We start from the raw sequence: 23,558 nt of genomic DNA on the forward strand, positions 1-23,558 counted from the left end.
ATCCCCCTTTTTTTTCAACCTTGATAATGACAACAATCGTATCTATAGTTTTTAAAACTATAAGAAACATTCGGCACCGTATAATTACTTATCAAATACTGATCTATGATAGCGCCACCTAAACTGACCGGGCAAAAAAAACTAGAGGCCAAATGGAGTTTTATTATTCCTGGCACCTTGCTTATTTTTGGTTTTGTTCTTTTAATACTCTATTCTATAACTTCAGAACCGTATTGGACTACGGTACTCTCTACTTTATCCATGATCATGCTTGCTAGTTTTTCTGTTGGAGCGCTTATTGGATTTATTTTCGGAATTCCCCGAACATTACAAGAAAATATCACAGAAGGTGTAAAATCCAATAGTAATCTGGAGCAGCTATCAGACTGGTTAACAAAAATAATTGTTGGTGTCGGATTAGTAGAATCTAAAGAAGTTTTTGAATTAATAGGAGGATTAGCCGATAAACTATCTTCTGGGTTTGCCAACGCACCTTTGGGATACACCATCATTGCTTCTACCTTGATTTTTTATTTTTTTGGGGGGTTTTTTATTAGCTATTTGTGGAGCAGAATTTTATTAGAACGTATATTCATGGAAAACATGGATACTGAACGTAGAATAGCCGCGCTCGAAGAGACAAAAGATATTCAGGATGAGATTAATGAACTGCAATCCAATTACTCCAAAGAAAACTTAAAATCAATTATTGACAAAAGTCTTGAACAAACAAAGGACTCTAAAAAACAGACTAATATTTTTGGTAAGATTATTGGGGTTGCATATGATAAGCTGGATTATTCCACAGTAAATATATTAGCCAATGAATATGATAACAAACTTCAGATTTCTGCAAACACCTGGTCTGATATTGCATTGGCTAATCTTAATTTATACAACACTTCTCATAATAAAATATATGCAGACAGTGTAAATCTGGCCTGTAATCGCTCTATTGAATTATTACATAATTATGGAACCCCACAAATGATTAGGATATATCTAAGTTTAGTAATATATAAAAAAGCGAAAAATGAAAATAATATTGAAAAGACCGAACAGACTAAAAAGGAAATTCAACACATCATAAAAAATATCCTAAATTTGGATACTATAACAGCATATGAAGCCTACGCTTATATGCTTAAAAATGATACGACTATATTTGGAAAGTATAATGAATTATTTAGATCCGACTTTAAAAAAGCATATGAAACGCTTAAAGATAGATACTTAGAACATCTAAAGACAAATAAAGTAACTAATAAATAACGTACGCAATAATTTGTGAATCGCTATCAAACTACATTTAAGACTTGGAATAAAATTGCCTTTGTATATGAAGAAGTGTTTATGGATTTAGATCTGTATGATGACACATACGCTACTTTTTGCAAAGCACTAACACTACAAAACCCTTCAATTTTGGAAATTGGCTGTGGTCCTGGTAATATTACAAAACATATTACATCCAAAAGACCTGACTGCACTATACTGGGAATTGATATTGCACCTAATATGATCGCATTGGCACAAAAGAATAACCCCACTGTCAGTTTCAAAATAATGGATGGAAGAAAAATCAATACCTTGCCCTCTCTATTCGATGGTATTATTGCTGGATTTTATATCCCCTACTTGTCAACATCAGATCTTTCTGGCTTTATTAAAGATTGTGCTGGTTTGTTAAAAAATAATGGTATGTTATACATAAGTTTTGTAGCAGGTGACTATAAGGATTCTGGTTATCAGACAGGTAGTACGGGTGATCAGGTATATTTCTACTATCATAACATAGAAGACTTACAAAAAGAATTGATCGAACATGATTTTATAGTTACCAACACGATTCATAAACCATATCTTAAAAAAGATGGAACTTCTGAAAACCACACCATCATAATAGCCAAACAAATTAACAGATAATAAAACAACACCAATTATCAGCCTATGATGTAGAAAGAAAAATTAAAAATCTATGATTAATTGATCGATAAATATCCTAAGTTTGAACAAAAAGACAAGACCCTATACTTCTGCCAACGGATATATGTTTTCATTATGTAATAAAGCAGGCGAAATCATAATCAGATTTTCTAAAGAAGTACAATGATCTAGTATATAATTCGTAGCGTTCTAATAGACATGAACTTTTTGGGTTAACGCCAAGCTGAATGTTTATTTATTTCAACTTATAAAAAGCGTAATTTAAAAATTTAGTGGACTTCTCAAACAAATATCTCAGAAGTCTATAATTTCGCCGTTATTGATGCGTTTTCGGCAACTGTTCTTTGTTCTAATTAATTTGCAGGTAATGCGTTAAATTCTTTTCTTTTGTTCTCAAACCATTCTTGCATTGCATTCGGTGATTGCATCAATTTCTTCATTTCTGCCATAGCTTTTTGATGCGCTGGATCTTTTATTTGGAACATTTCCATTCCATGATTTTTACTCATTTCAGCAATTTCCTCAAATGTGTTTGCGTGAAATTTTTTATCACAGGCTCCTCCTAATTGTTTACATGTCATTGTTTTCATATCATTTTTATTGTATTGGTTACATTGTTTTTAAAAGATTATCAAGTCTATCGAATACAGAACCCCAACCATTCATAATTCCCATTTTTTCTTGTTGGATTTTATATTCTTCGGTTGGATGAATTACGTTAAAAGTGAAATCGGTTTTGTTTTCTTTGGCTTTAAATAATGATTCTATTTCAACTCCTTCAGTCATTGGTTTGAAATTGGCAAGTGAAACTATCTTTTCAAATTCCACTATTTCTGTATATTCGCCTTCAGCAATAAATTCTTTTCCCGTAGGCATTGGCATGATATATTTCCATTTCCCACCAACTTTAAAGTTGTGCTCAACAATTGTTGTTTTACCCCCCTTTGGACTCCACCATTCTGCAATGTGTTCTGATTGTGTCCAAGCCTCCCAAACCAAGCGTATTGGTGCATTGAAGGTTCTATTAATGGTTATTGTCCGATTTTTCTTTTCGTTAAATTTATTCATTTTGGTCATTTTTGGATTGTAGTTTGATTAAATACCTGTCAAAAGAGTCCAGTTTGCTTTCCCAAAGTTCCCGGTATTGTTCAATCCACATAAAAGCTGGAATTAGGTTTTTTGGTTTGATAAAGTAAAATCGTTCTCTGCCTTCTTTCTTGAAATCAACTATTTCGCACTCTTGTAAAATTTTTAAGTGTTTGGAAATCGCAGGTCGGCTAATTTCAAAATTTTCCGCTATTGAGTTTACAGTTAGCATTTCCTTCGCCAATAGTTCCATAATGTCCCGTCTGATGGGGTCGGCAATTGCTTGAAAAACATCTCTTCTCATTAATATTAGTAACTAATCGGTTACAAATATAAATGTAATCATTCGGTTACGCAAATATTTTATGAAAATTGTTTTTTTAAATTGATTATTTTAGACAGTAAAAAGCTCTTTTTAAAGCAATTCCCGTTGGAGAAAATGATGATATGGTTGTCATTGACAAACTATATGGAAACGCAGAAAGAAATAATGAAGATAGTAGTCTAAGTCAAGAATTAACACCTTTTGATATCTTTATTTCTCATACCGAAACTGAGCTTCCAGTACCTGAACGTATTGCAAAAACAGCAAAAGAATCAGCATTAAATAATTCTGGGAGATACATCATGAATATTTGACACCTTTAGAGGTTTTAGACCCTAATTATACAAATACAACAATCCAAAAAGCTTGTTAAGATATAGGTTCTACAGGGTTTAGAAATTCATGTTGTGGAGGAACCACGGTAACATCAACTTCAACAGATATTAGATTCTATGATAATAGATTATGGTATTCTAATATCCATAATTCATATAATGGGGTTTGTGGAGCGAATGTGATGATGTCTATACCTAGATAAATGTAGTATGTGGATCAACAAGAGTTTAGTTTTATGCATGCAAAAGTAGCGGTGTATGGGGATTTAATAGTTATGCTTGGCAATTACTATACCAGGTAGATTTCACCAACGGTATGTAGTATACAAAGTGCTACACTTCTGATTACACAGAAGGAGAGGTAAGAACAAGACCAACAAATAGTGATTCTTTTAGAGCCTATATTAGATTCTTCTAGAAACCAGAGTACACAAAGAACATAACCTATTATATTATACGTAATGTTATGGATTTGTTTTCATGAAATATGCGTGTTGTAAAACATTTATGATTGTTGATTCTTCCGAATAATAGATTCTTATTATTTTAGTATAGTGCCAATAAAAGTTTCAAGAATATGACCAACCGTTATTTAATTGTTTGGATAATTTATCTTTCGATATCCTTCTGTTCAACAGGATATTCTCAGAACAAACACGAAAAAGAGTATCGAATAAAAAGTTCAAATGTACCAACACTAGCTTTAGATTTCATGAAGCAGGGACCTTTTGATAAAAAAATTAAATGGTATGCCGAAGAGAGTCAGGACGGTAATAGCATTGAAGCAAAAACCTGCTATAAAAAAAGAAAATACAGTATCGAATTTGATACTGATGGAAATCCACAAGACATCGAACAGAAAGTTTCGTTCTTATCTGTTCCTGAAAACGTTAGAAAACAAATTAAAAGTTCACTGGATAGTATTTTTATAAAATCTAAAGTTAAAAAAACACAAAAACAATGGGTAGGAACACGATCTACGCTTATTTCTTTAATAAACAAAAAAACTACTACTGAAAATTACAAACTTAACTATGAATTAGTGATACGAGGAAAAAAAGAGAAACAATATAGATACTATGAACTGCTATATAACGATACCGGGGTTTTATTACGCATATTGAAAATTGTAAGTAGTAATACTGATAATCTTATTTATTAAAAAAAATGATTCAGGTAAAAGATATTATATCAATTTGTTTTTATGGTTTTCTTTGTCATACACTAGCTGCACAAACATCATTTACATCTGGTTTATTGCCAAAAATTGTCCTCTCCAACAAACTATCAAATAATATCAAACTGATTAATAGTATTGAATCCCGCCAGCAATTATGGAATGTTGAACCAGGTTATGATTTTTCCTATGAGTACCTGTTAACAGACCTTACCACCATACTTTCATACAAACTATCTTCTGATAAAGTTTTTAATGTAGGATACTTGTTAAGAGTTAAAAAAGATGAACTCATTCATCGTTCTATATTTCAATATTCTATCGCACGTCAATTAGAAGCGGTAAGAGCGGCGCATCGATTTGTAACCGACCAAACCTTTAGCACAGTAGAATCCACAGAATTCAGGCTTAGATACCGTTTTACTATAGAACTACCGTTTAATGGCTATCGAGTTGATCCGGGAGAGTTCTATCTAAAATTTAATAATGAATATGTAGGGTCTTACCAAAGTACTAATACCAATTTAGAAATACGGATCATTCCTTTTATAGGATATGAATTTACCAAAAAAAATAAGATTGAAATCGGACCAGATTACCGCATCAGCCAATTATTCGGACCCGAAACCAAAAACAGATTATGGCTGAGTATTAATAATTATCATGCCATTGATTGGTTACAACCTATAAAGAATGAAAATTAAACCAGAATTATATTTCAAAAACGATATAGAATGGAGAAACTGGCTCCGAGATCATCATAACACTAGTGATGGTGTTTATCTGATTTTTTATAAAGTGGAAAGTACACAACCCAGTATGCGTTGGGAAGAAGCTGTAAAGGTAGCTCTTTGCTATGGGTGGATTGATTCTACTGTAAAAAAATTAGACGAAGAACGAAGAAAACAATATTTCTGCCCACGTAAGCCTAAAAGTGTGTGGAGTAAAGTAAACAAAACCTATATCACCAACCTCATCAAAAACGATTTAATGCACGACAGTGGTTTAAAATAAATAGCTATTGCAAAAGAAAATGGGTCATGGACCACTCTGGACGACGTAGAAAATGGTATCATTCCCGATGATTTACAAAAAGCTTTTAACAACAATCAATTAGCTTATGATAATTATTTGAATTTTGCTAGAGGATACAGAAAAAGTTATTTATACTGGCTTAATCAGGCAAAAAGACAGGAAACAAGAGATAAAAGAATTCTGGAAATTATAAAACACTGTGAAGCTAATATCAAAACAAGGGACGGAACCAGATAAAATAAATAAACAGGATTCCTTGTTTTAAACCATGATCACATAACCATTTCCGTTAACAACACTTTAAGACATTTTGCGCTCGAATTCATTATTTTCGGTTTGGATAAATCGAATAATATGCACAAACATATCATCATTACGCTATTTCTTGGAGTATTCTTAATATGTAATTCCCAAGGACAAAAAAGCAAAAAAGACAAAAAAAAAGAGGATACTTGGGATGTTTCTAATCCTACAGGAGCGTTTAATTATAAAGATCATACATTCACTACAAACGAAGGCACTTGGATGAACTTGGATATTAGTCCTGATGGAAAAACGATCGTTTTTGATCTTATGGGTGATATTTACAGTATTCCTGTTACTGGTGGACAAGCAACAGTTTTGCGCCAAGGAATTCCGTTTGAAATACAACCTCGTTTCAGTCCAGATGGAACAAAAATCTCATTTACCAGTGATGCTGGTGGTGGAGATAATATTTGGGTAATGAATAAAGATGGTAGCAATGCCAAACAAATTACCAAAGAAAGTTTTAGATTATTAAATAACGCTGCCTGGATGCCAGATGGAAACTTTTTAGTAGCTAGAAAACATTTTACTTCTCAACGATCATTGGGAGCAGGAGAAATGTGGCAATATCATATTACCGGAGGTTCAGGAATTCAGCTAACCAAAAGAAAAAATGATCAACAAGATATTAATGAGCCTAACATTTCGCCAGATGGTAAATACATGTACTATAGTGAAGATATGTATTCTGGCGGTTTTTTTCAGTACAATAAGGATCCAAACAAACAAATCTATGTTATTAAAAGGTATGACTTTGATACTGGAGAGACCACAATAATAACAGGAGGACCTGGTGGAGCGGCAAGACCGCAGGTTTCTAGGGATGGAAAAAAACTTGCTTTTATAAAACGAGTGCGTACAAAAACAGTTTTATACATTCATGATCTCGAAACAGGGCAAGAATGGCCTATCTATGATCAACTCAATAAAGATCAACAAGAAGCTTGGGCCATTTTTGGTGTGTATCCTAATTTTAGCTGGATGCCTGATAATACAAATATTATATTTTGGTCTGCAGGAAAAATTCATAAAATTAATATTGAAAATTCACGAGTAACTACTATTCCGTTTACTGTTAATGCCTCCATAAAAATAGCAGAAACGGTACATTTTGACTCGCCAGTCGCTCCAAAAGAGTTTTCTGCAAAAGTGATTCGTCATGCAGTCACGTCTCCGGATGAAAAAACATTGGTCTTTAGTGCTTTAGGAAACCTATGGAGTAAAAAACTGCCTAATGGAAAACCACAACGTCTAACCGCACAGCAATCAGATTTTGAATTTGAACCAAATTTTTCTCCCGATGGAAATCATATAGTATATGTAACCTGGAATGATGAAACACTAGGGGCTGTTTGTAAAATACCCGCTACAGGAGGAACATCAATCAAACTTACGTCTGAAAAAGGAATTTATAGAACACCTGATTACAATACTACAGGTAATTTAATAACCTTCCGAAAAGAAGGAGGAAATAATGATCAAGGAAGAAGTTTTGATAAAAAAACAGGAATTTATAGCATGTCGAGTTTTGGAGGTGATGTGAAATTAATTTCAAAAGAAGGTGAATATCCAACATTTACAAAAGATGGAAAACGTATTTTTTATCAAACCGGAGGTACTTATTTTGGCAACCTCACGAAACAACTAAAATCAGTTGACCTCAATGGAAAAGACGAAAAGACACACATAAAATCAAAATATGCCAATAGATTAGTGCCCAGTCCTGATAATAAATGGATTGCCTTTACTCATCTACATAAAGCGTACATTGCGCCATTTGTTCTTAATGGTAAGACAATCGATCTTGATAATAAATCCAAATCAGTTCCAGTGTCACAAATATCAAAAGACGCAGGAATTAATCTACATTGGTCTGAAAACAGTAAAAAAGTGTTCTGGACTTTGGGCGAAGAATATTTTTCTAATGATATTAATCAGCGATTTACTTTTCTACCTAGTTCTCCTGAAAAAGTTGGAGAAGTCACATCAACAGGTCTTACTGTTGATTTGATTTCAAAAACAGATGTCCCATCTGGTAGAATTGCTTTTACCAATGCACGAATTATTACTATGGAAGATGATCAGGTTATCGAACAAGGAACCATTGTGATTCATAGAAATCTTATAGAGAAAATCGGCAAAACAGGTGATATTGAAATTCCCGAAGATGCTAAAGTATTTGACGTAAAAGGTAAAACAATTATGCCAGGTATTGTGGACGCTCACGCCCATGTAGGTGCATTTAGATATGGATTAACTACCCAAAAACATTGGCAGCTATATGCAAATCTTGCATTTGGAGTCACAACTGCTCACGATCCTTCAGCTAATACGGAAACTGTTTTTAGCATTTCTGAACTTATAAAAAGTGGCAAAATGGTTGGGCCACGTCTCTACTCTACCGGTTTTATATTATATGGTGCGGATGGAGATTTTAAAGCAGTAGTCAATAACCTCGAAGATGCCAGATCTTCCATAAGACGAACAAAGGCTTTTGGGGCTAAATCTGTAAAAAGCTACAATCAACCGCGCAGGGATCAAAGACAACAAGTAATGCAAGCCGCTCGTGAGTTAGAAATTAACGTGGTGCCAGAAGGCGGTTCTACTTTTTATCATAATATGAGTATGATAATGGACGGCCATACCGGTGTGGAACATAATATTCCTGTCGCTCCAGTCTATAGAGATGTATACGAATTATGGAAAACTAGTAAAACGGGGTATACACCTACCCTGATCGTAAACTATGGAGGTATAAATGGTGAATATTTCTTTTATCAAAAAGATAATGTCTGGGAAAATGAAAAATTACTTAAGTACACACCACGTTCAATCATTGATGCCAGATCACGTCATAGAACCATGATTCCGGAAGAAGAATATGAAAACGGACATATTTTAGTTTCTAAAACGGCTACAAAACTAACCAACGAAGGAGTTAAAGTAAATCTCGGAGCACACGGACAATTACAAGGTTTGGGAGCGCACTGGGAGCTATGGATGTTACAACAAGGCGGCATGACCAATATGCAAGCCTTACAAGCGGCAACAATCAACGGAGCTAATTATATCGGAGCTGGAAACGACATTGGATCGCTTAAAGAAGGTAAGTTGGCTGACCTCATTGTGCTTAACAAAAATCCATTAGACAATATTAAAAATACAGAAACGGTAAAATATACCATGGTTAATGGTAGATTATACGATACCGATACCATGAATGAAATTGGCAACACTTCTAAAAAAAGAACCAAATTCTGGTGGGAAAACACAAAATCTAACAAAACTTTTCCTTGGCACGAGGCATCCCAGAGTTTTATGAAGCCTGGATGTGGATGCCACTTTGGACATAATTAGAAAAATATAAAACTATGCAATTAGCCCAAGTAAATATTGCCGAAATGTTAGCCCCGATTAATGATCCAATTATGGCTGATTTTGTAAACAATTTGGAACGTATTAATGAACTAGCAGAACAAAGCGAAGGTTTTGCTTGGCGACTCAAAGGTGATGAGGGAAACGCCACGGCCTTGACGGTCTTTGATAATCTCTTTTTAATAATCAATATGTCTGTTTGGGAAAATATGGATGCACTCTTCAATTTTACGTATAAAACAGATCATGTAGCAATTCTAAAACGAAAAAAAGAATGGTTTCACAAAATGCCCAGAATGCATATGGCATTTTGGTATATTGCAGATGGTCACGAACCCACTCCCGAAGAAGCCAAAGAGCGTTTATATTATTTGCAAGAACATGGAGAAACCCCATATGCCTTTTCTTTTAAAAGTAAATTTACTATTGACGATGCTATCAATTATAAAAAATAATAACGTAGTACTATTCGCTTTTTTATGCTTTGGTATGTTTAGTTGCTCTAACGAGGAAAAGGTACACTACGATACGGTGATCTCTAATATTAATGTAATTCAAGTAGAAAATGGTAATATTTCCAAAAAGACCGTGTATAGTAACCAAGGTAAAATTCTAAAACTGGCAACAGTTGATAGTACACACAAGTACCTCACTGAAAATAGAATTGATGGGGCTGGTAAATTTCTTCTTCCAGGATTTTGGGATAACCACATCCATCTTAGGGGTGGAGACTCTTTAGTAGAAGAAAACAAAAAATTGCTTCCGCTTTTTATAGCCCACGGAATTACAACAGTTAGAGATGCTGGAGGAGATCTTACTCCTGAGATTTTAGAATGGAAACAAGAAATACTGGATAAAATAGTAATTGGACCAACTATTTATACTTCAGGACCTAAACTTGATGGTGCAAATGCAACCTGGGCAGGCTCCTTAACTATAGAATCCCCAGAAGATGTGAAAAAAGCATTAGATTCTCTAGAAAAAATACCTTCCGATTTTGTAAAAATATATGATAGCCGGATTACACGAGAAAATTATCTGGAAATTCTAAAACAATCAAAAAAAAGAGGAATGATCTCTTCTGGTCATATGCCTTTTACAGTTGAATTAGATGAAACAATACACGCTGGAATTGGTAGTATTGAACATTTATATTATGTTTTAAAAGGATGCTCAACAAAAGAATCTGAAATTACACGAGCGATTGCAAACAAAAAGCTTAGTTTCTGGAATGCAATGGATGACCTAATGTCGAGTTATGACAACACTATTGCACAAAAAACATTTGAAAATCTAAAAAACAAAAATACTTACGTAGTTCCTACAGTACACATTGGCAACGTTCTAAGTCATCTAGACGAAGTTGACCACATCAAGGATCCCCATCTAAAAATTATGGGAGAAGGAATTGTTAAAACATATCAGGGTCGTATAAAACGAGCATTGAATGCTTCTGAAAAGGCAAAAAAATCACGAAAAGAATTAAATGCTTTTTTCAAAACCTTAACAAAATCGTTACAAGACGCAGATGTACAACTTCTGGCAGGATCTGATAGTGGAGCTTATAATTCATATGTATATCCTGGCATTTCATTACACAAAGAACTAGAAGCCTTAGTTTCTGTTGGCCTATCACCGTTAGAAGCACTACAAACCTCTGCTTATCACGGATCAAGATTTTTAAAAAAAGAAATAAGCGTTGGTACCATTGAAGTCGGAAAGCTCTCGGATCTTGTAATTCTTAATAGTAATCCTTTGGAGGATATCAAAAATACGAGAGATATTTATAAGGTACTTAAAGATGGACAAGTTTATGATCCAAAAGAGATTACAAAACAATATAACTGTCAAGAATGCTTTACTTTTAAGAAGTAAAGTTTTCCGGATTCATTAAGAACTAAACTCCAAACTATGAATGCCATTATTAAAATTAAACCGCTAGGTTTTATGTGGGAGACAAGAGATCCATTTTTGTTTTGTGCATATCACGAGGATCAGTATCCCAAAGGAAATGATCAGTTAGGCCCTGATGCTTCTTTAACAGGAAGAAATATCGGTCAGGATTTTACTCCAAAAGATGGTTGGAGAATGTATCATGGTACTACGGTGCCTGGTTTTCCCGCACATCCGCATCGGGGTTTTGAAACCATTACTATTGTTCAAAAAGGTTTGGTGGATCATTCTGATTCGCTGGGAGCAGCAGGACGTTTTGGCAATGGGGATGTGCAGTGGATGACCGCCGGAAAAGGAGTACAACATTCCGAAATGTTTCCGCTTTTAAACTCAGAAGAAGAAAACCCGTTTCTATTATTTCAGATCTGGCTCAATCTTCCTAAAAGCAAGAAAATGGTTGAACCACATTTTCAAATGCTCTGGAAAGAAGAAATTCCAATAATAACCAAAACAGATACTACCGGGAAAATTACAGAAATCACATTAATTGCCGGAAAACTGGAAGGAAAAACGGCAGTCGATCCAGCTCCGGACTCTTGGGCAGCAAATCCCAAAAATGAAATTATTATCTCGACTATAAAAATGGCTCCTAATGCACTATATACTTTTCAAAAAGCCTCTCAGGGAATTCATCGCTCTATTTATTTTTTTAAAGGAAATGAAATCGAAAGTGAAGGATATTCAATCCCGGTAAATCACGAACTGATAACCCAAAGTGATCAAGAGCTAACCATTAAGAATGGGGATACAGAGTCTCATTTTTTACTTCTTCAAGGAAGACCAATAAATGAGCCTGTGGCAAAACAAGGACCATTTGTAATGAACCATCAGCAAGAAATAAAAGAGGCTATTATGCAATATCAACAAACCCAATTTGGCGGATGGAACTGGCCAAGTTATGATCATACACACGATAAATCCAAAGGACGCTTTGCACTGTATCCCGATGGAACAGAAATTTCTAAAGATATTTAAATATTTAACAAGCAGCTATTTACCTTGTTTTACTAGGAAGTTTTAAAGCATTCTCCTTTCAAAACTACTATTAAAACACTATCTTTATTTATGGGTCTAAAAAAGTTACGTTTTTAAATGATATACTTATATGGCAAAAAAACTACTACTTTTACTCCCTTTCTTCCTTCTGCTCATAATAGCATGCTCCTGTTCAAAAACACTGGAATTAAGCGACTTAGAAAAAGAACGGCTTCAAAAAAACGATAGTATAACGGTAGCCATCTATCCATATTATCCACCTTATCAATTCATAAATGAACAAGGTAATGCCGATGGTGTTTTTATTGAATACCTTGAAATTGTGGAGCAAAAAATAAATTATAAATTCAAAAGGAAACAATATACAGATTGGCCCAAACTAATTGAGGATGTAAAAGAGAATAAAATCGATTTGATCCTTGAAATTCAGGAAACAGAAAGTAGAAAATCTTATTTGAAATTTTATGCTCCCCTTTTTGAATCTCAACAAGTCATCGTAACACGTAAAAATGCAATATTTGGGAATAGTCTAAAAAGCCTACACGACAAAACCATTGTGTTACCTGAAAATTATGTGATCACAGAAAATTTGAGAAAGAGATATCCTGCTTTTGATATAGTAACTCTTAGAGATGAATTAGACTGTTTAGTAAAATTAAATATGGGTACTTATGATGCTTATGTGGGTCCAAGAGCAGTAGCAAATTACTATATAAGGTTAAAAAAACTGGACAATCTGAAAATAAATTCAGATATAAATTTTAAGTATACACCAGGTATCGCTATCAATAAAAAAAATACTGTGCTCGATGGTATTATTACCAAAGCTCTTGCAAGTATCACAAAAAATGAAAAGGAATCCATCTCAGACAATTGGCTATATCAAAATATAATTCCTTTTTATCAAACTTCCAGATTCTGGATAATGGTGTCTCTAATTTCTTTAGTAGCATTTATATTAGGTGTGTTTTTCAATTATTATTTAAAATATAAGATACAACAGAAAAGAGAGGAACTCATCATCGCTAGGGATATCGCAGAAGAAAGTAATCGCCTAAAAACAAATTTCATAAACAATATTCCACAGGAGATCCGAACTCCAATGAACGGAATTATTGGACTTTCAGAGTACCTAAACAATGAGGATATAACTCCTGAAGAAAGACGAAAATACACACAAATGATTATTGGGAATAGTAAAGAACTACTATCCATTATTGACAACATTCTGGAAATATCTCAATTACAAACAAAAAGATTCACGCTTCGGTTGGTAGAGATTAACCTTCGAGATATATTCCAATCATTGGTAAACTATTATGAAGTAAAGGCAGGAGAAAAAAACATCAACTTTTATATTGAAAGCAACCTGACTAATTCTCAAAACATAGTACTGATGGATCGTCCAAAGCTGAACAAAATATTAAATGTCTTTGTAGAAAATGCTGTAAAATTCACCAATGATGGCGCGATCACTATTTCATATGAAATAAAAGAAGATTTTTTATTTATTTCAGTAAAAGATACCGGTATTGGTATCAGCAAAAAAAAACAAACAAAAATAAAAAATAACCTGGCGTCCAACGTTGAAAATACGATAGGAGGATATGATGGAATTGGACTTGGATTAACTATCGCAAAAAAAAACGCAGAATTTATCGGTGGGCAAATAAGACTAAACAGTCAAGAAAACAAAGGCACTACTTTTACATTACGACTTCCATATAACCCAGTTTCGCAAAGCAATAAAAGTAATAGAGAAAAGCGTGATAATAACGGTTTAAAAAAAGAGAAGCATATTATATTAATCGCCGAGGATGGAGAAACCAACTTCTTGTTTCTAAAGACAATTCTTACCAAAATGAACGATTATGATTTTACTATCTATCGCGCAAAAAATGGTCAGGAAGCAGTAACAATTTGCCAGGAAAACGAAAACATCGATTTGGTTTTGATGGATATTAAAATGCCTATAATGAATGGTTATGACGCCACCTCTTACATAAAAAAAATGAGACCCGACTTACCAGTGATCGCCCAAACAGCATATTCTATTGAAGAAGACGTGCAGAAAGCACTTGATGCAGGTTGTGATGATTTTGTATCCAAACCGGTAGACCGAAAAGTTCTTACTCCCATGTTGCATAAATATTTCCCCATTTTTAAAAGCAGAAATAAGCCAACTAATCCAACATAATATATGCAGAACCAAATCACATATACTGTTCTTTTCATATGCCTTGTCATCGGGATACCCTCTTGTAATCATGACAATATTCTTGATGATACTGAAAAAAAATGGCTTCGGGAGCAAGATAAGATAGTTGTAGCCTTATATCCGTATTATCCACCATATCAGTTCAGAAATAAAAATGATAGTATCGACGGAATTATGGTAGATCATTTTAGATTAATAGAAGATAAAATCAACTATACTTTTCAAAAAAAACAGTATACAGAATGGACACAACTATTAAAGGATATCAAAAATCAAAAAGTAGATATAATCTTAGAAATGCAGGAGACTACGGGAAGGAAAAAATATCTGAATTTTTATACGGAGTTTTTTGAAACACCATTTGTTTTAGTTACCAGAAAAGAGTTTGATGGTCCGAAAAATCTCGCGGATTTCAAAAATAAGGTAATTGCTTCTCCACAAGGGTATTCTATAGATGATTACCTAAAAGAAACCTACCCCAACTTGAATTTAAAAAACTATCCTGATGACGTTAGCTGTTTACGCAGTTTACAATCAGGAGCATCCGATGGTTATATAGGTGGTAAAGCACTTGTAAATTATTTAATAAAATCAGAAGGGTTTACCAACTTAAAAGTTCTCACAGAAATTGACCATAACTATGTGCCAAGTATCGCCGTTCTTAAAGAAAAGAAAATATTAAATTCCATTATATCCAAAGCGACTCGTACTATTTCTGACAAAGAAAAACAGGAGATATTGAGTAATTGGCTTTTCAAAACAGTTAAGCCCTTTTACAAAAAAACCAAATTCTGGATTATATCCTCCATACTCTTTTTCTCTGCATTGGCTGGTATCATATTTATCCATTTTTATCTAAAGTTTAAAATAAGGCAAAAAACAAAAGAACTTTGTATTGCAAAAGATAATGCAGAAGAAAGTAATAGAATTAAAACTAATTTTATTCAGAATATATCCCATGAAATAAGAACTCCGATGAATGGGATTATGGGGTTTTCAGAATTACTCAAATCTGATTCCTTAACCTTCGAAGAAAGAAAAGAGTACACTGAGATTATTGTTGATAGCGGGAAAGATTTAATCGCATCAGTAAATGATATTTTAGAAATTTCTGTGTTAGAAACCAACCAAAGTAAAGTACGATTTACAGAGACTAACATAAACGAACTCTTCTTAAAATTGACGTCAGAGTTCAACAATAAAGCAAAAGAAAAAAACCTAACAATACATTTAGAAAATAAAATTCCAGAAGAAAAAAGCACTATCATTACAGATAAAATCAAACTGTATAAAATTCTAAGTAACCTGATCGATAACAGTATAAAGTTTACCAATACCGGTTCGATAACAATCTTTTCTTATCTTGTAGAAGATTTCGTACATCTATCAATTAAAGATACAGGGATCGGAATTAAACAAAAAGATCAGGATATTATTTTTAAGAGCTTCTCTCAATCAGAAAAAGAGATTTCTAAAAATTTCGGAGGTCTTGGTTTAGGCTTGGCGATTGCCAAAAAATATATAGATTTAATTGGAGGAAAAATATCCTTTGTAAGTAAAGAAAATGAAGGTAGTGCCTTTTTATTAAAAATTCCATATACTGAAATGCAAAAAAAAGCAGAACTATATACCAGCAACGAAGAAACCACAAAATCGGAGAAACATATAGTGCTTATTGCAGAAGATGGTGAAGTAAATTTTCTTTTTCTGAAAACTGTCTTAACTAAAATGAGTGACTTCGAGTTTGTTATATATCGTGCTAAAAATGGTAAAGAAGCTGTAGAGATTTGTCAGGACAACGAAGAAATAGATCTAGTACTAATGGATATTAAAATGCCCGTCATGGATGGATATGATGCAACAAAACGTATCAAAAAATTAAGACCTTATCTCCCTGTAGTAGCCCAAACAGCTTATTCTACAGAAGAAGATATTGAAAAAGCTTTGGCAGCTGGCTGTGATGACTTTTTGTCTAAACCAGTGGATCGTAATATACTTAGACCTATCTTGGATAAATATTTTTCTATTTTCAGGAATTAATAAAAGCAATACCATGTCTGTTGAGCACGAGTATGCCGGTTTTTTGGACAGTAAATTACTCTGGAACGAAACTTCTCTTTTTAAACTATCCCAATATAACTTTCAGAACCTTAGTGACAGTAGCGTCAATAAAATATCTGTAAACATTTCTGAGAATGAAGTATTGGGGAAAAGAATTGAACATTTTTTTGATTACTTCCTAACCACTTCTAAAAATCATCAGGTACTTCTAAAAAACGTTCAGATATTTAGAGATAAAACTACGATTGGGGAATTAGATTTTTTAATACATGATAAAATTCAAAATAGGGTAATACATATAGAATTGATTTATAAATTTTATCTCTATGATCCAAAAACAAGTAACATTTTACTAGAACGGTGGATTGGTCCGAATCGAAAAGATAGTCTATTAGAAAAAGTAACGAAGCTCAAAGAAAAGCAACTACCATTACTCCATCGACCCGAAACTATTGCCCGTTTACAAGAAGTAAACATAAATCCTAAAGATATTTTACAGAAAGTATGTTTTTTTGGAAATTTATTCATCCCATTATCACACCAAAACAAGCAATTCGAGTTTCTTAATAATGATTGTATTGTTGGGTTTTGGTTACGGGAAGAAGAATTTAATCTAGAAAAAAACAGTCAAAATGCATACTATATTCCCAAAAAAAAAGATTGGATTGTGCATCCAAAACATAACAAAACCTGGCATTCATTTTCATCAATATCCAAGCAAATAAGCGCACAGCTTTCTAATAAAAAATCTCCACTGCTTTGGATAAAAAGTAGTGGAGGTCTTTTTTCAAAATGTTTTATTGTTTGGTGGTAAGATGTAGTTGGTGTTTCATAGCAATTTTTTGTAATGCACAAACCCGATTTAACAATCGAACCCAACACCTTCAACCACCAAGAAACCATCAAAGAACAAGTATATACTATAAATCGCTAATATAGCTACCGTATAAATCTTTAAATCTAAATCCTTCAGACAGTCGATATTTGCTTAATTTTTTATGTTCTACCAATCCCCATAACAGAAACTCTTTCATAAAGTAACTATCATTTTTATCAACATCTCCTTGATATTTCATAATGAGGTCTTGTAGTGGTTCAATAGCGTCCAACTTCTTTTTATACTCAGATTCTTGGATCTCGTCTAAAAGTTCAAAACCGCTCTGCTCAAAAAACCAATCAATTAGCTCCTGATATGGGCTCCTCTCACTTTCTTTTTCTAATTTTTCAATTTTAGGAAAATATTCAGTAAATAACGTTTTTATAGCATCCGAAATCAAGGTTTCTGCCACGAATGCTGCCCCTTCCTGTTCTCCTTCATAAACTAGCTCCACCTTACCTGTAATAGCAGGAATTACCCCCATAAAATCACTTAATCTTAATAGGGTATGTTCATCTCCGGATTTGAGTGCTCTATACTCAGCAGTACTTAATAAGTTTTCGTAAGCAGTTATACTCATTCGGGCACTTACTCCACTTTTAGCGTCAACAAATTCACTTTCTCTGGCCTGAAAACTGATCTGCTCCAGTACATCTTTAGCCAAATCCGGTACGTGAACCAGATTACTTTGTCTGGGATCTAATTGTGCTTCTTGCTGCGTGATTGTTTTAGCAATTTCAATAGTTTCGGGATAATGCGTGAGAATCTGTGAGCCTATTCTATCTTTAAGCGGAGTAACAATACTTCCACGATTCGTATAATCCTCTGGATTAGCAGTAAATACGAACTGCATATCTAATGGTAATCGAAGTTTAAATCCTCTTATCTGAATATCCCCTTCCTGTAAAATATTAAACAATGCTACCTGAATACGCGCTTGTAAATCCGGTAATTCATTAATCACAAAAATACAACGATTTGCTCTGGGTATCATCCCAAAATGAATTACTCTGTCGTCAGCATAACTCAGTTTTAAATTAGCCGCTTTGATCGGGTCTACATCACCGATAATATCTGCTACGGTAACATCTGGCGTTGCCAATTTCTCAGCAAAACGATCATTTCTATGGACCCAAGAAATCGGAGTTTCATCTCCTTTTTCTTCAATCAAACTCGTAGCATATCTTGATATTGGATGAAATGGATTGTCATTGATCTCTGATCCTGCTACAATAGGAATCCACTCGTCTAATACGTTGATCATCTGCCTGGCTAAACGTGTTTTTGCCTGACCTCTCAATCCTAAAAGGTTGATATTATGTCTGGATAAAATGGCTCGTTCCAACTCAGGGATAACCGTATTTTCATATCCATGAATCCCAGTAAACGTATGCTCATTTTTACTGATTTTGGTTCTTAAATTATCTCTGAGTTCGTCTTTTATACTTTTACTTTTATATCCTGATTTTTTTAATTGTCCGAATGTCGTAATGTTTTTCGTATCCATATTTTTCTTTTCCGTAGTATTCTAAATTTAGACTATTTTTTATCCTTTGATTCTTTTTTTTCTATTGGTTTCGTAATCTTCAAAAATCATCTCTCCTAAACCTTTTAAACCTGTGTAAAAAGCTTTTCCCTGATTAGCATACGTAAACTCTCTTACAAATTGCATTAAATAAGGATCTTGAGCAATCATAAAAGTTGTGATAGGAATATGTAATTTTCTGGCCTGTTGTGCCATCATGTAGCATTTGTTAACGATGCGATGATCTAACCCATTACTATTCTTATAATAGTGTCCGTCGGGCATCCTGAGGCAACTAGGTTTTCCGTCGGTAATCATAAAAATCTGTTTGTTAGTATTACGTTTTCTTCTTAGCATATCCATAGCCAACTGTAACCCTGCAACTGTATTGGTGTGATAAGGTCCTACTTGAAGGTATGGCAAATCTTTAATAGCTATCGGCCAGGCATCGTTACCAAATACCAAAATATCCAAAGTATCTTTGGGATATCTGGTGGTAATAAGCTCAGCCAGTGCCATAGCAACTTTTTTAGCGGGTGTAATACGATCTTCTCCATATAAAATCATACTGTGGCTGATGTCGATCATTAATACAGTACTCATCTGGGCTTTGTATTGCGTCTCTTCAACAACCAAATCGTCTTCGGTTAAATTCAGTTCTCCAATTCCATGATTGATCTGAGCATTTTTTAAGCTTTCAGTAATAGATATTCTTTCTAATGCATCTCCGTATTGATAATTTCTGTATTCTCCTGCGTGTTCATCGCCTCTGCCTGTATACTTGGTTCTGTGATTTCCGGATCCACTGCGTTTTAAATTTCCGAAAATTTGATCAAGTGCACGTTTTCTAATAGCTCGTTCGGTTTTACCGGTAATAGACATACCGCCTTTTCCATCCGGTTTGATTTCTTCACGGATATATCCTTTCTTTTTAAGATCTTCTATAAAATCATCAAGTGTGTAGTCTTCACTGGTCAGCTGATATTCTTTATCAAGCTCCCTCATCCAGTCTAAAGCTTCATCCAAGTCTCCCGAAGTATGAGTAATGATCTCCTGAAAAATATCAAAAAGTTTATCAAATGGAGATTGTTCTGGGGCCTCATAATGCTTAAAAGCAAATCCCTTTTTAAAAATTCCTTTTCTCTCTTTCATTATATAAATTTACCACATTTTATAAAAGATACCGACTGAACCGTCTAGTATTGAGATAGAATTAACAAATGTTTTGGAGAATTGATCTTAGACTACACCTCATTTTATCATATCACTCTAAACACTTTACAATTCTTATCTTTGAGAGGTAAGGCATCTATTTTACGAAAACCATAAAATAATACCCATCCAATATCATATTCCTTTATCAGCTTATGAAAAACAAGACCTATAGTACACCAATACATCTTCTCTCTACAGCTTTTGTAGAGCACGCTATACAAGGGCTGAAAACTGTTTTAGCACTAATTATAATAGCTATGCTAAGCACTTCTTGCGCTAAAAAAGAGCCACTCCAAAACGTTTTGCATGCCGATACCGAGAAAATAAAAAATGTTATGCAAAATCCAGAAAAATACGAGGTACAGATTTTATACAGCCAGATTGATAAAAATGAGCAAGACACAGTGGTTTTTACGGATTATCAATTCAATGTCTCAGACAGCACCTATTTTTATCCTGCAAGTACTGTGAAATTTCCTATCGCTATGATCGCTCTGGAAAAACTAAAAGAATTACAAAAAGAAGGAATTTCTATTGACAGGCATACTTCTTTCATTTTACAAGAAGATAGCCTCTACACGAATATCGAGAAAGAAATTACTAAAATTTTTGCTGTAAGCGACAATCAGGCTTACAACCGATTATTTGAATTTCTTGGGCAAGATTATATTAACAACAGTCTTTCTTCTAAAAATCTGAAAGGCAGGATATCACATCGGCTTTCAACAGATAATGCCCATATGCTAAAAACAAAACCAATTACCTTTATTAATGACTCAGATAGTACAGCAAACCATTTACAATCTGTAATTAGAAACAGGGTAACACCAACATTAATTCTTGATAAAATTACTAAAGGAAATGGGTTTATAAAGAATGATATACTAATCAATCACCCAATGGATTTTTCAGAGAAAAACTTCCTGCCATTAAGATCCTTACACCATATGATGAAGCGTATACATTTTCCTGAAGTACATACAAAAGAGGAACGTTTTGATATGGCAGAAAAAGATCGTGAGTTCTTATTGAACGCTATGCAAACTTTGCCTAGTAAAGCAGGTTATGATAAAAAAGAATACTATGATGGATATGTGAAATTTTTTATGTTTGGAGATACCAAAGAAGATATTCCTGAATACATAAAGATTTATAACAAAGTAGGATACGCGTATGGATACCTAACGGATTGTGCATACATTAAAGACACAAAAAACAATATAGAGTTTATACTCTCTGCTACTATTCTTGTAAATGAAAATGGAATTTTTAATGACGATACGTATCAATATGAAGAAATCGGAATTCCTTTTCTCGCTGCATTAGGAAGAAAAATCTATGACATAGAAAAACTTCGAAATCAATAGATTTACTTTAAAACCGTATATTTCTTTGACAATTCTTCAATAAAACCAATAGATATGACGATAAAATTCATATTTTAAGATTTATTCGTTTTTTTTTAACACAACTATATTATAAAAGCATATTTAATCCTTTAATTTTGAATACCCCCTTATTTGAGATAGTCAAATTTTAGCACTAACAATAACAACAATATGGTGACACCAGTAATAATCTAGTAACTATATAGTATGTAAAAGACATAGTATATAGTTTCAAAAAAATAACAGACATGAAACAATATTTACTATTCTTTACAGTACTTTTTATCAGTATAATATATCCTAACAATACTGCTGAACAGCATTTCGAAAACTCTTTTCAAAATCAAACAGACCGTAAACTTTCTGATGAAGAAGTTCAGCGACGGGGACTTGATATACTGGCCACAGAAGTTATCGAACGTATCGATGAAATTGACATAAGAAAAATGGCCAGGTCAGCCATCTTCGAAACTACTTATGGATTTAGATGGAAAATGATTAATCTCCATACTGGAAACATTATCATCATCAAGGTGGATAAAGACTTCAAATTAATCTCTGCCAGAAATAGCAAAAAAACGAAAGCAATGATGCCATAAATTAACAAAGTTTAGGACAACAAGGCTTTTACCGTTTCATATGCCTCCAGATATTCCCAGTAAATTATTCTGTTATAGGCGTATTGGATTAAAATGTATTTTTCACTAACAGAAAGTATCCGCTCTACTGCCACCAGTTTTTTTGTGCCAGTTGCTATGGTAACTTCTTCTTTTATTTCATGATTTCTTGCATCAAAACCGTGTACAATGGTATGATTCCCTAAGGTAAGTTCAATAAATTTCATAACATAAATCTTTGCTGTTACAAATGTACCTCTTTTCACCTTAACACCCCTTTAAGAGTTTCGCATTTCCATTTTCTTAACTTTAAGCTCACAATTTGGTAATCAATCAAAAATGTTAAAAAGATTTTTCATTGTAACATTACTATGCCTTAGTATCACTGGCTTTTCCCAAAAGAAACTATCGCTACTATGTACAGGAAATATGGACGCCTACATATCGAATGAACAATCTTCAGTATTAATTGACAGGATGCATGCCCAATATGGAGATGATTATTTTTTTCCTACGACGACACTTATACAAAAAATAGACAAGCAGTTACAACCAGTTGCAATTCTTTTTATGCACAACCACAAAGATCACTTTAGTTCATCTCTGACCAGTATGCATTTAACACCACATAAAAAAGCAGTTTTATTTGAATCTGGACAAATAACTGAAGTTATGAAAGACTTCGATGATCGATTGTTTACAATAACCACAAAGAATTATCACAAACAACAGATTAAAGTAAAAGATTTTAAAATAAATTCAGTAAAAATAAATCATGCAGGTGAAAAATATACAGCTGTAGAAAACGTTGGTTATATCGTGGATCTGGACACACACAAAATCCTACGCATTGGCGATACTAACTGGATGGAAGAAATAAATTTATTTCATCAATTAGCACTGATACAACAACAAAAAGACATTGCTATGTTGCCTTATTGGATGCTGTTGGATAAAAACACACCTCAATTATTCAAAAAGTATATCAGCCCAAAGCAGGTTATTGCTACACATATTTCACCAAGAATACAAATACAAGAATTGCAATATTTAAAGAACACCTACCCTACTGTACATTTCCTAGCAACATTAGAAGAACAAATTCAACTATAATTAATGCAC

The 23,558-nt window shown here is 33.5% G+C and carries 23 protein-coding genes; 17 read left to right on the forward strand and 6 right to left on the reverse strand.

Translation table 11 applies throughout. From position 1 onward, the window contains the following. The first annotated feature begins 105 nt into the window (after nucleotides 1–105). The gene (locus ACWGOQ_RS10575) at nucleotides 106–1,272 is read left to right on the forward strand and encodes a hypothetical protein (RefSeq protein ID WP_452058234.1); all 1,167 of its coding nucleotides are present in this window, start codon (nucleotides 106–108) and stop codon (nucleotides 1,270–1,272) included. Between the two features lie 15 nt (nucleotides 1,273–1,287). Next, on the forward strand, nucleotides 1,288–1,926 hold the full coding sequence (locus tag ACWGOQ_RS10580; protein ID WP_452058233.1) for a class I SAM-dependent methyltransferase: 639 nt from the start codon (nucleotides 1,288–1,290) through the stop codon (nucleotides 1,924–1,926). 374 nt (nucleotides 1,927–2,300) lie between these two features. On the opposite strand, the gene ACWGOQ_RS10585 is transcribed toward ACWGOQ_RS10580, so the two are convergent. Genes ACWGOQ_RS10585 through ACWGOQ_RS10595 form a run of 3 tightly spaced genes read right to left on the reverse strand, consistent with a single transcriptional unit; the run spans nucleotide 2,301 to nucleotide 3,337 of the window. Continuing rightward, nucleotides 2,301–2,537, reverse strand: coding sequence for a DUF1059 domain-containing protein (locus ACWGOQ_RS10585; protein ID WP_452058232.1), 237 nt, complete (start codon nucleotides 2,535–2,537; stop codon nucleotides 2,301–2,303). Between the two features lie 19 nt (nucleotides 2,538–2,556). Next, entirely contained in the window at nucleotides 2,557–3,015 is a 459-nt protein-coding gene (locus ACWGOQ_RS10590; RefSeq protein WP_452058231.1) for an SRPBCC family protein, read from the reverse strand. After that, on the reverse strand, nucleotides 3,008–3,337 hold the full coding sequence (locus tag ACWGOQ_RS10595) for an ArsR/SmtB family transcription factor (RefSeq protein ID WP_452058230.1): 330 nt from the start codon (nucleotides 3,335–3,337) through the stop codon (nucleotides 3,008–3,010). Before ACWGOQ_RS10595 ends, ACWGOQ_RS10590 begins: the two co-directional genes overlap by 8 nt. Nucleotides 3,338–3,480: 143 nt before the next feature. On the opposite strand from ACWGOQ_RS10595, the gene ACWGOQ_RS10600 reads away from it, so the two are divergent. The 12 genes from ACWGOQ_RS10600 (at nucleotide 3,481) to ACWGOQ_RS10655 (ending at nucleotide 17,628) form a co-directional block, all read left to right on the forward strand. Continuing rightward, nucleotides 3,481–3,672: a hypothetical protein gene (locus ACWGOQ_RS10600; RefSeq protein ID WP_452058229.1), complete on the forward strand. Its 192-nt coding sequence runs from the start codon at nucleotides 3,481–3,483 to the stop codon at nucleotides 3,670–3,672. Between the two features lie 598 nt (nucleotides 3,673–4,270). Continuing rightward, nucleotides 4,271–4,855, forward strand: a complete 585-nt coding sequence (locus tag ACWGOQ_RS10605) for a hypothetical protein (RefSeq protein WP_452058228.1) — start codon at nucleotides 4,271–4,273, stop codon at nucleotides 4,853–4,855. Between the two features lie 5 nt (nucleotides 4,856–4,860). Beyond that, the gene (locus tag ACWGOQ_RS10610) at nucleotides 4,861–5,574 is read left to right on the forward strand and encodes a DUF2490 domain-containing protein (protein ID WP_452058227.1); all 714 of its coding nucleotides are present in this window, start codon (nucleotides 4,861–4,863) and stop codon (nucleotides 5,572–5,574) included. Next, on the forward strand, nucleotides 5,564–5,884 hold the full coding sequence (locus ACWGOQ_RS10615; RefSeq protein ID WP_452058226.1) for a YdeI/OmpD-associated family protein: 321 nt from the start codon (nucleotides 5,564–5,566) through the stop codon (nucleotides 5,882–5,884). Before ACWGOQ_RS10610 ends, ACWGOQ_RS10615 begins: the two co-directional genes overlap by 11 nt. A 60-nt stretch (nucleotides 5,885–5,944) precedes the next feature. Next, on the forward strand, nucleotides 5,945–6,142 hold the full coding sequence (locus ACWGOQ_RS10620) for a YdeI/OmpD-associated family protein (RefSeq protein WP_458202816.1): 198 nt from the start codon (nucleotides 5,945–5,947) through the stop codon (nucleotides 6,140–6,142). A gap of 117 nt (nucleotides 6,143–6,259) precedes the next feature. Continuing rightward, nucleotides 6,260–9,568: an amidohydrolase family protein gene (locus ACWGOQ_RS10625; protein WP_452058225.1), complete on the forward strand. Its 3,309-nt coding sequence runs from the start codon at nucleotides 6,260–6,262 to the stop codon at nucleotides 9,566–9,568. Between the two features lie 14 nt (nucleotides 9,569–9,582). Next, nucleotides 9,583–10,041, forward strand: a complete 459-nt coding sequence (locus ACWGOQ_RS10630) for a DUF3291 domain-containing protein (RefSeq protein WP_452058224.1) — start codon at nucleotides 9,583–9,585, stop codon at nucleotides 10,039–10,041. Further along, a complete protein-coding gene (locus ACWGOQ_RS10635; protein ID WP_452058223.1) occupies nucleotides 10,019–11,461 on the forward strand; it encodes an amidohydrolase family protein in 1,443 nt (480 codons plus the stop codon). Before ACWGOQ_RS10630 ends, ACWGOQ_RS10635 begins: the two co-directional genes overlap by 23 nt. A gap of 36 nt (nucleotides 11,462–11,497) precedes the next feature. Next, the gene (locus tag ACWGOQ_RS10640) at nucleotides 11,498–12,514 is read left to right on the forward strand and encodes a pirin family protein (protein WP_452058222.1); all 1,017 of its coding nucleotides are present in this window, start codon (nucleotides 11,498–11,500) and stop codon (nucleotides 12,512–12,514) included. 130 nt (nucleotides 12,515–12,644) lie between these two features. Further along, on the forward strand, nucleotides 12,645–14,732 hold the full coding sequence (locus ACWGOQ_RS10645) for a response regulator (RefSeq protein WP_452058221.1): 2,088 nt from the start codon (nucleotides 12,645–12,647) through the stop codon (nucleotides 14,730–14,732). 3 nt (nucleotides 14,733–14,735) lie between these two features. Then, nucleotides 14,736–16,793, forward strand: a complete 2,058-nt coding sequence (locus ACWGOQ_RS10650; protein WP_452058220.1) for a response regulator — start codon at nucleotides 14,736–14,738, stop codon at nucleotides 16,791–16,793. 13 nt (nucleotides 16,794–16,806) lie between these two features. Continuing rightward, on the forward strand, nucleotides 16,807–17,628 hold the full coding sequence (locus ACWGOQ_RS10655; RefSeq protein WP_452058219.1) for a DUF1853 family protein: 822 nt from the start codon (nucleotides 16,807–16,809) through the stop codon (nucleotides 17,626–17,628). A gap of 106 nt (nucleotides 17,629–17,734) precedes the next feature. Here the strand turns inward: ACWGOQ_RS10655 and ACWGOQ_RS10660 are convergent, their stop codons facing one another. Both ACWGOQ_RS10660 and ACWGOQ_RS10665 read right to left on the reverse strand, forming a co-directional pair. Further along, entirely contained in the window at nucleotides 17,735–19,198 is a 1,464-nt protein-coding gene (locus ACWGOQ_RS10660; RefSeq protein WP_452058218.1) for a MoxR family ATPase, read from the reverse strand. A gap of 39 nt (nucleotides 19,199–19,237) precedes the next feature. Continuing rightward, nucleotides 19,238–20,368, reverse strand: a complete 1,131-nt coding sequence (locus tag ACWGOQ_RS10665; RefSeq protein WP_452058217.1) for a vWA domain-containing protein — start codon at nucleotides 20,366–20,368, stop codon at nucleotides 19,238–19,240. 215 nt (nucleotides 20,369–20,583) lie between these two features. Here ACWGOQ_RS10665 and ACWGOQ_RS10670 point away from each other — a divergent pair, with 215 nt between their 5' ends. Both ACWGOQ_RS10670 and ACWGOQ_RS10675 read left to right on the forward strand, forming a co-directional pair. Then, nucleotides 20,584–21,798 carry a serine hydrolase gene (locus ACWGOQ_RS10670; protein ID WP_452058216.1) on the forward strand — a complete coding sequence of 405 codons (1,215 nt, stop codon included), beginning with the start codon at nucleotides 20,584–20,586 and terminating at the stop codon, nucleotides 21,796–21,798. Between the two features lie 269 nt (nucleotides 21,799–22,067). Then, on the forward strand, nucleotides 22,068–22,418 hold the full coding sequence (locus ACWGOQ_RS10675) for a hypothetical protein (RefSeq protein WP_452058215.1): 351 nt from the start codon (nucleotides 22,068–22,070) through the stop codon (nucleotides 22,416–22,418). An 11-nt stretch (nucleotides 22,419–22,429) separates the two neighbouring features. On the opposite strand, the gene ACWGOQ_RS10680 is transcribed toward ACWGOQ_RS10675, so the two are convergent. Then, nucleotides 22,430–22,663: a hypothetical protein gene (locus ACWGOQ_RS10680; protein WP_452058214.1), complete on the reverse strand. Its 234-nt coding sequence runs from the start codon at nucleotides 22,661–22,663 to the stop codon at nucleotides 22,430–22,432. Between the two features lie 112 nt (nucleotides 22,664–22,775). Here ACWGOQ_RS10680 and ACWGOQ_RS10685 point away from each other — a divergent pair, with 112 nt between their 5' ends. Continuing rightward, nucleotides 22,776–23,549, forward strand: a complete 774-nt coding sequence (locus ACWGOQ_RS10685; RefSeq protein WP_452058213.1) for an MBL fold metallo-hydrolase — start codon at nucleotides 22,776–22,778, stop codon at nucleotides 23,547–23,549. Nucleotides 23,550–23,558: the final 9 nt, after the last annotated feature.

It is taken from the genome of Aquimarina ulvae, from assembly GCF_053613295.3.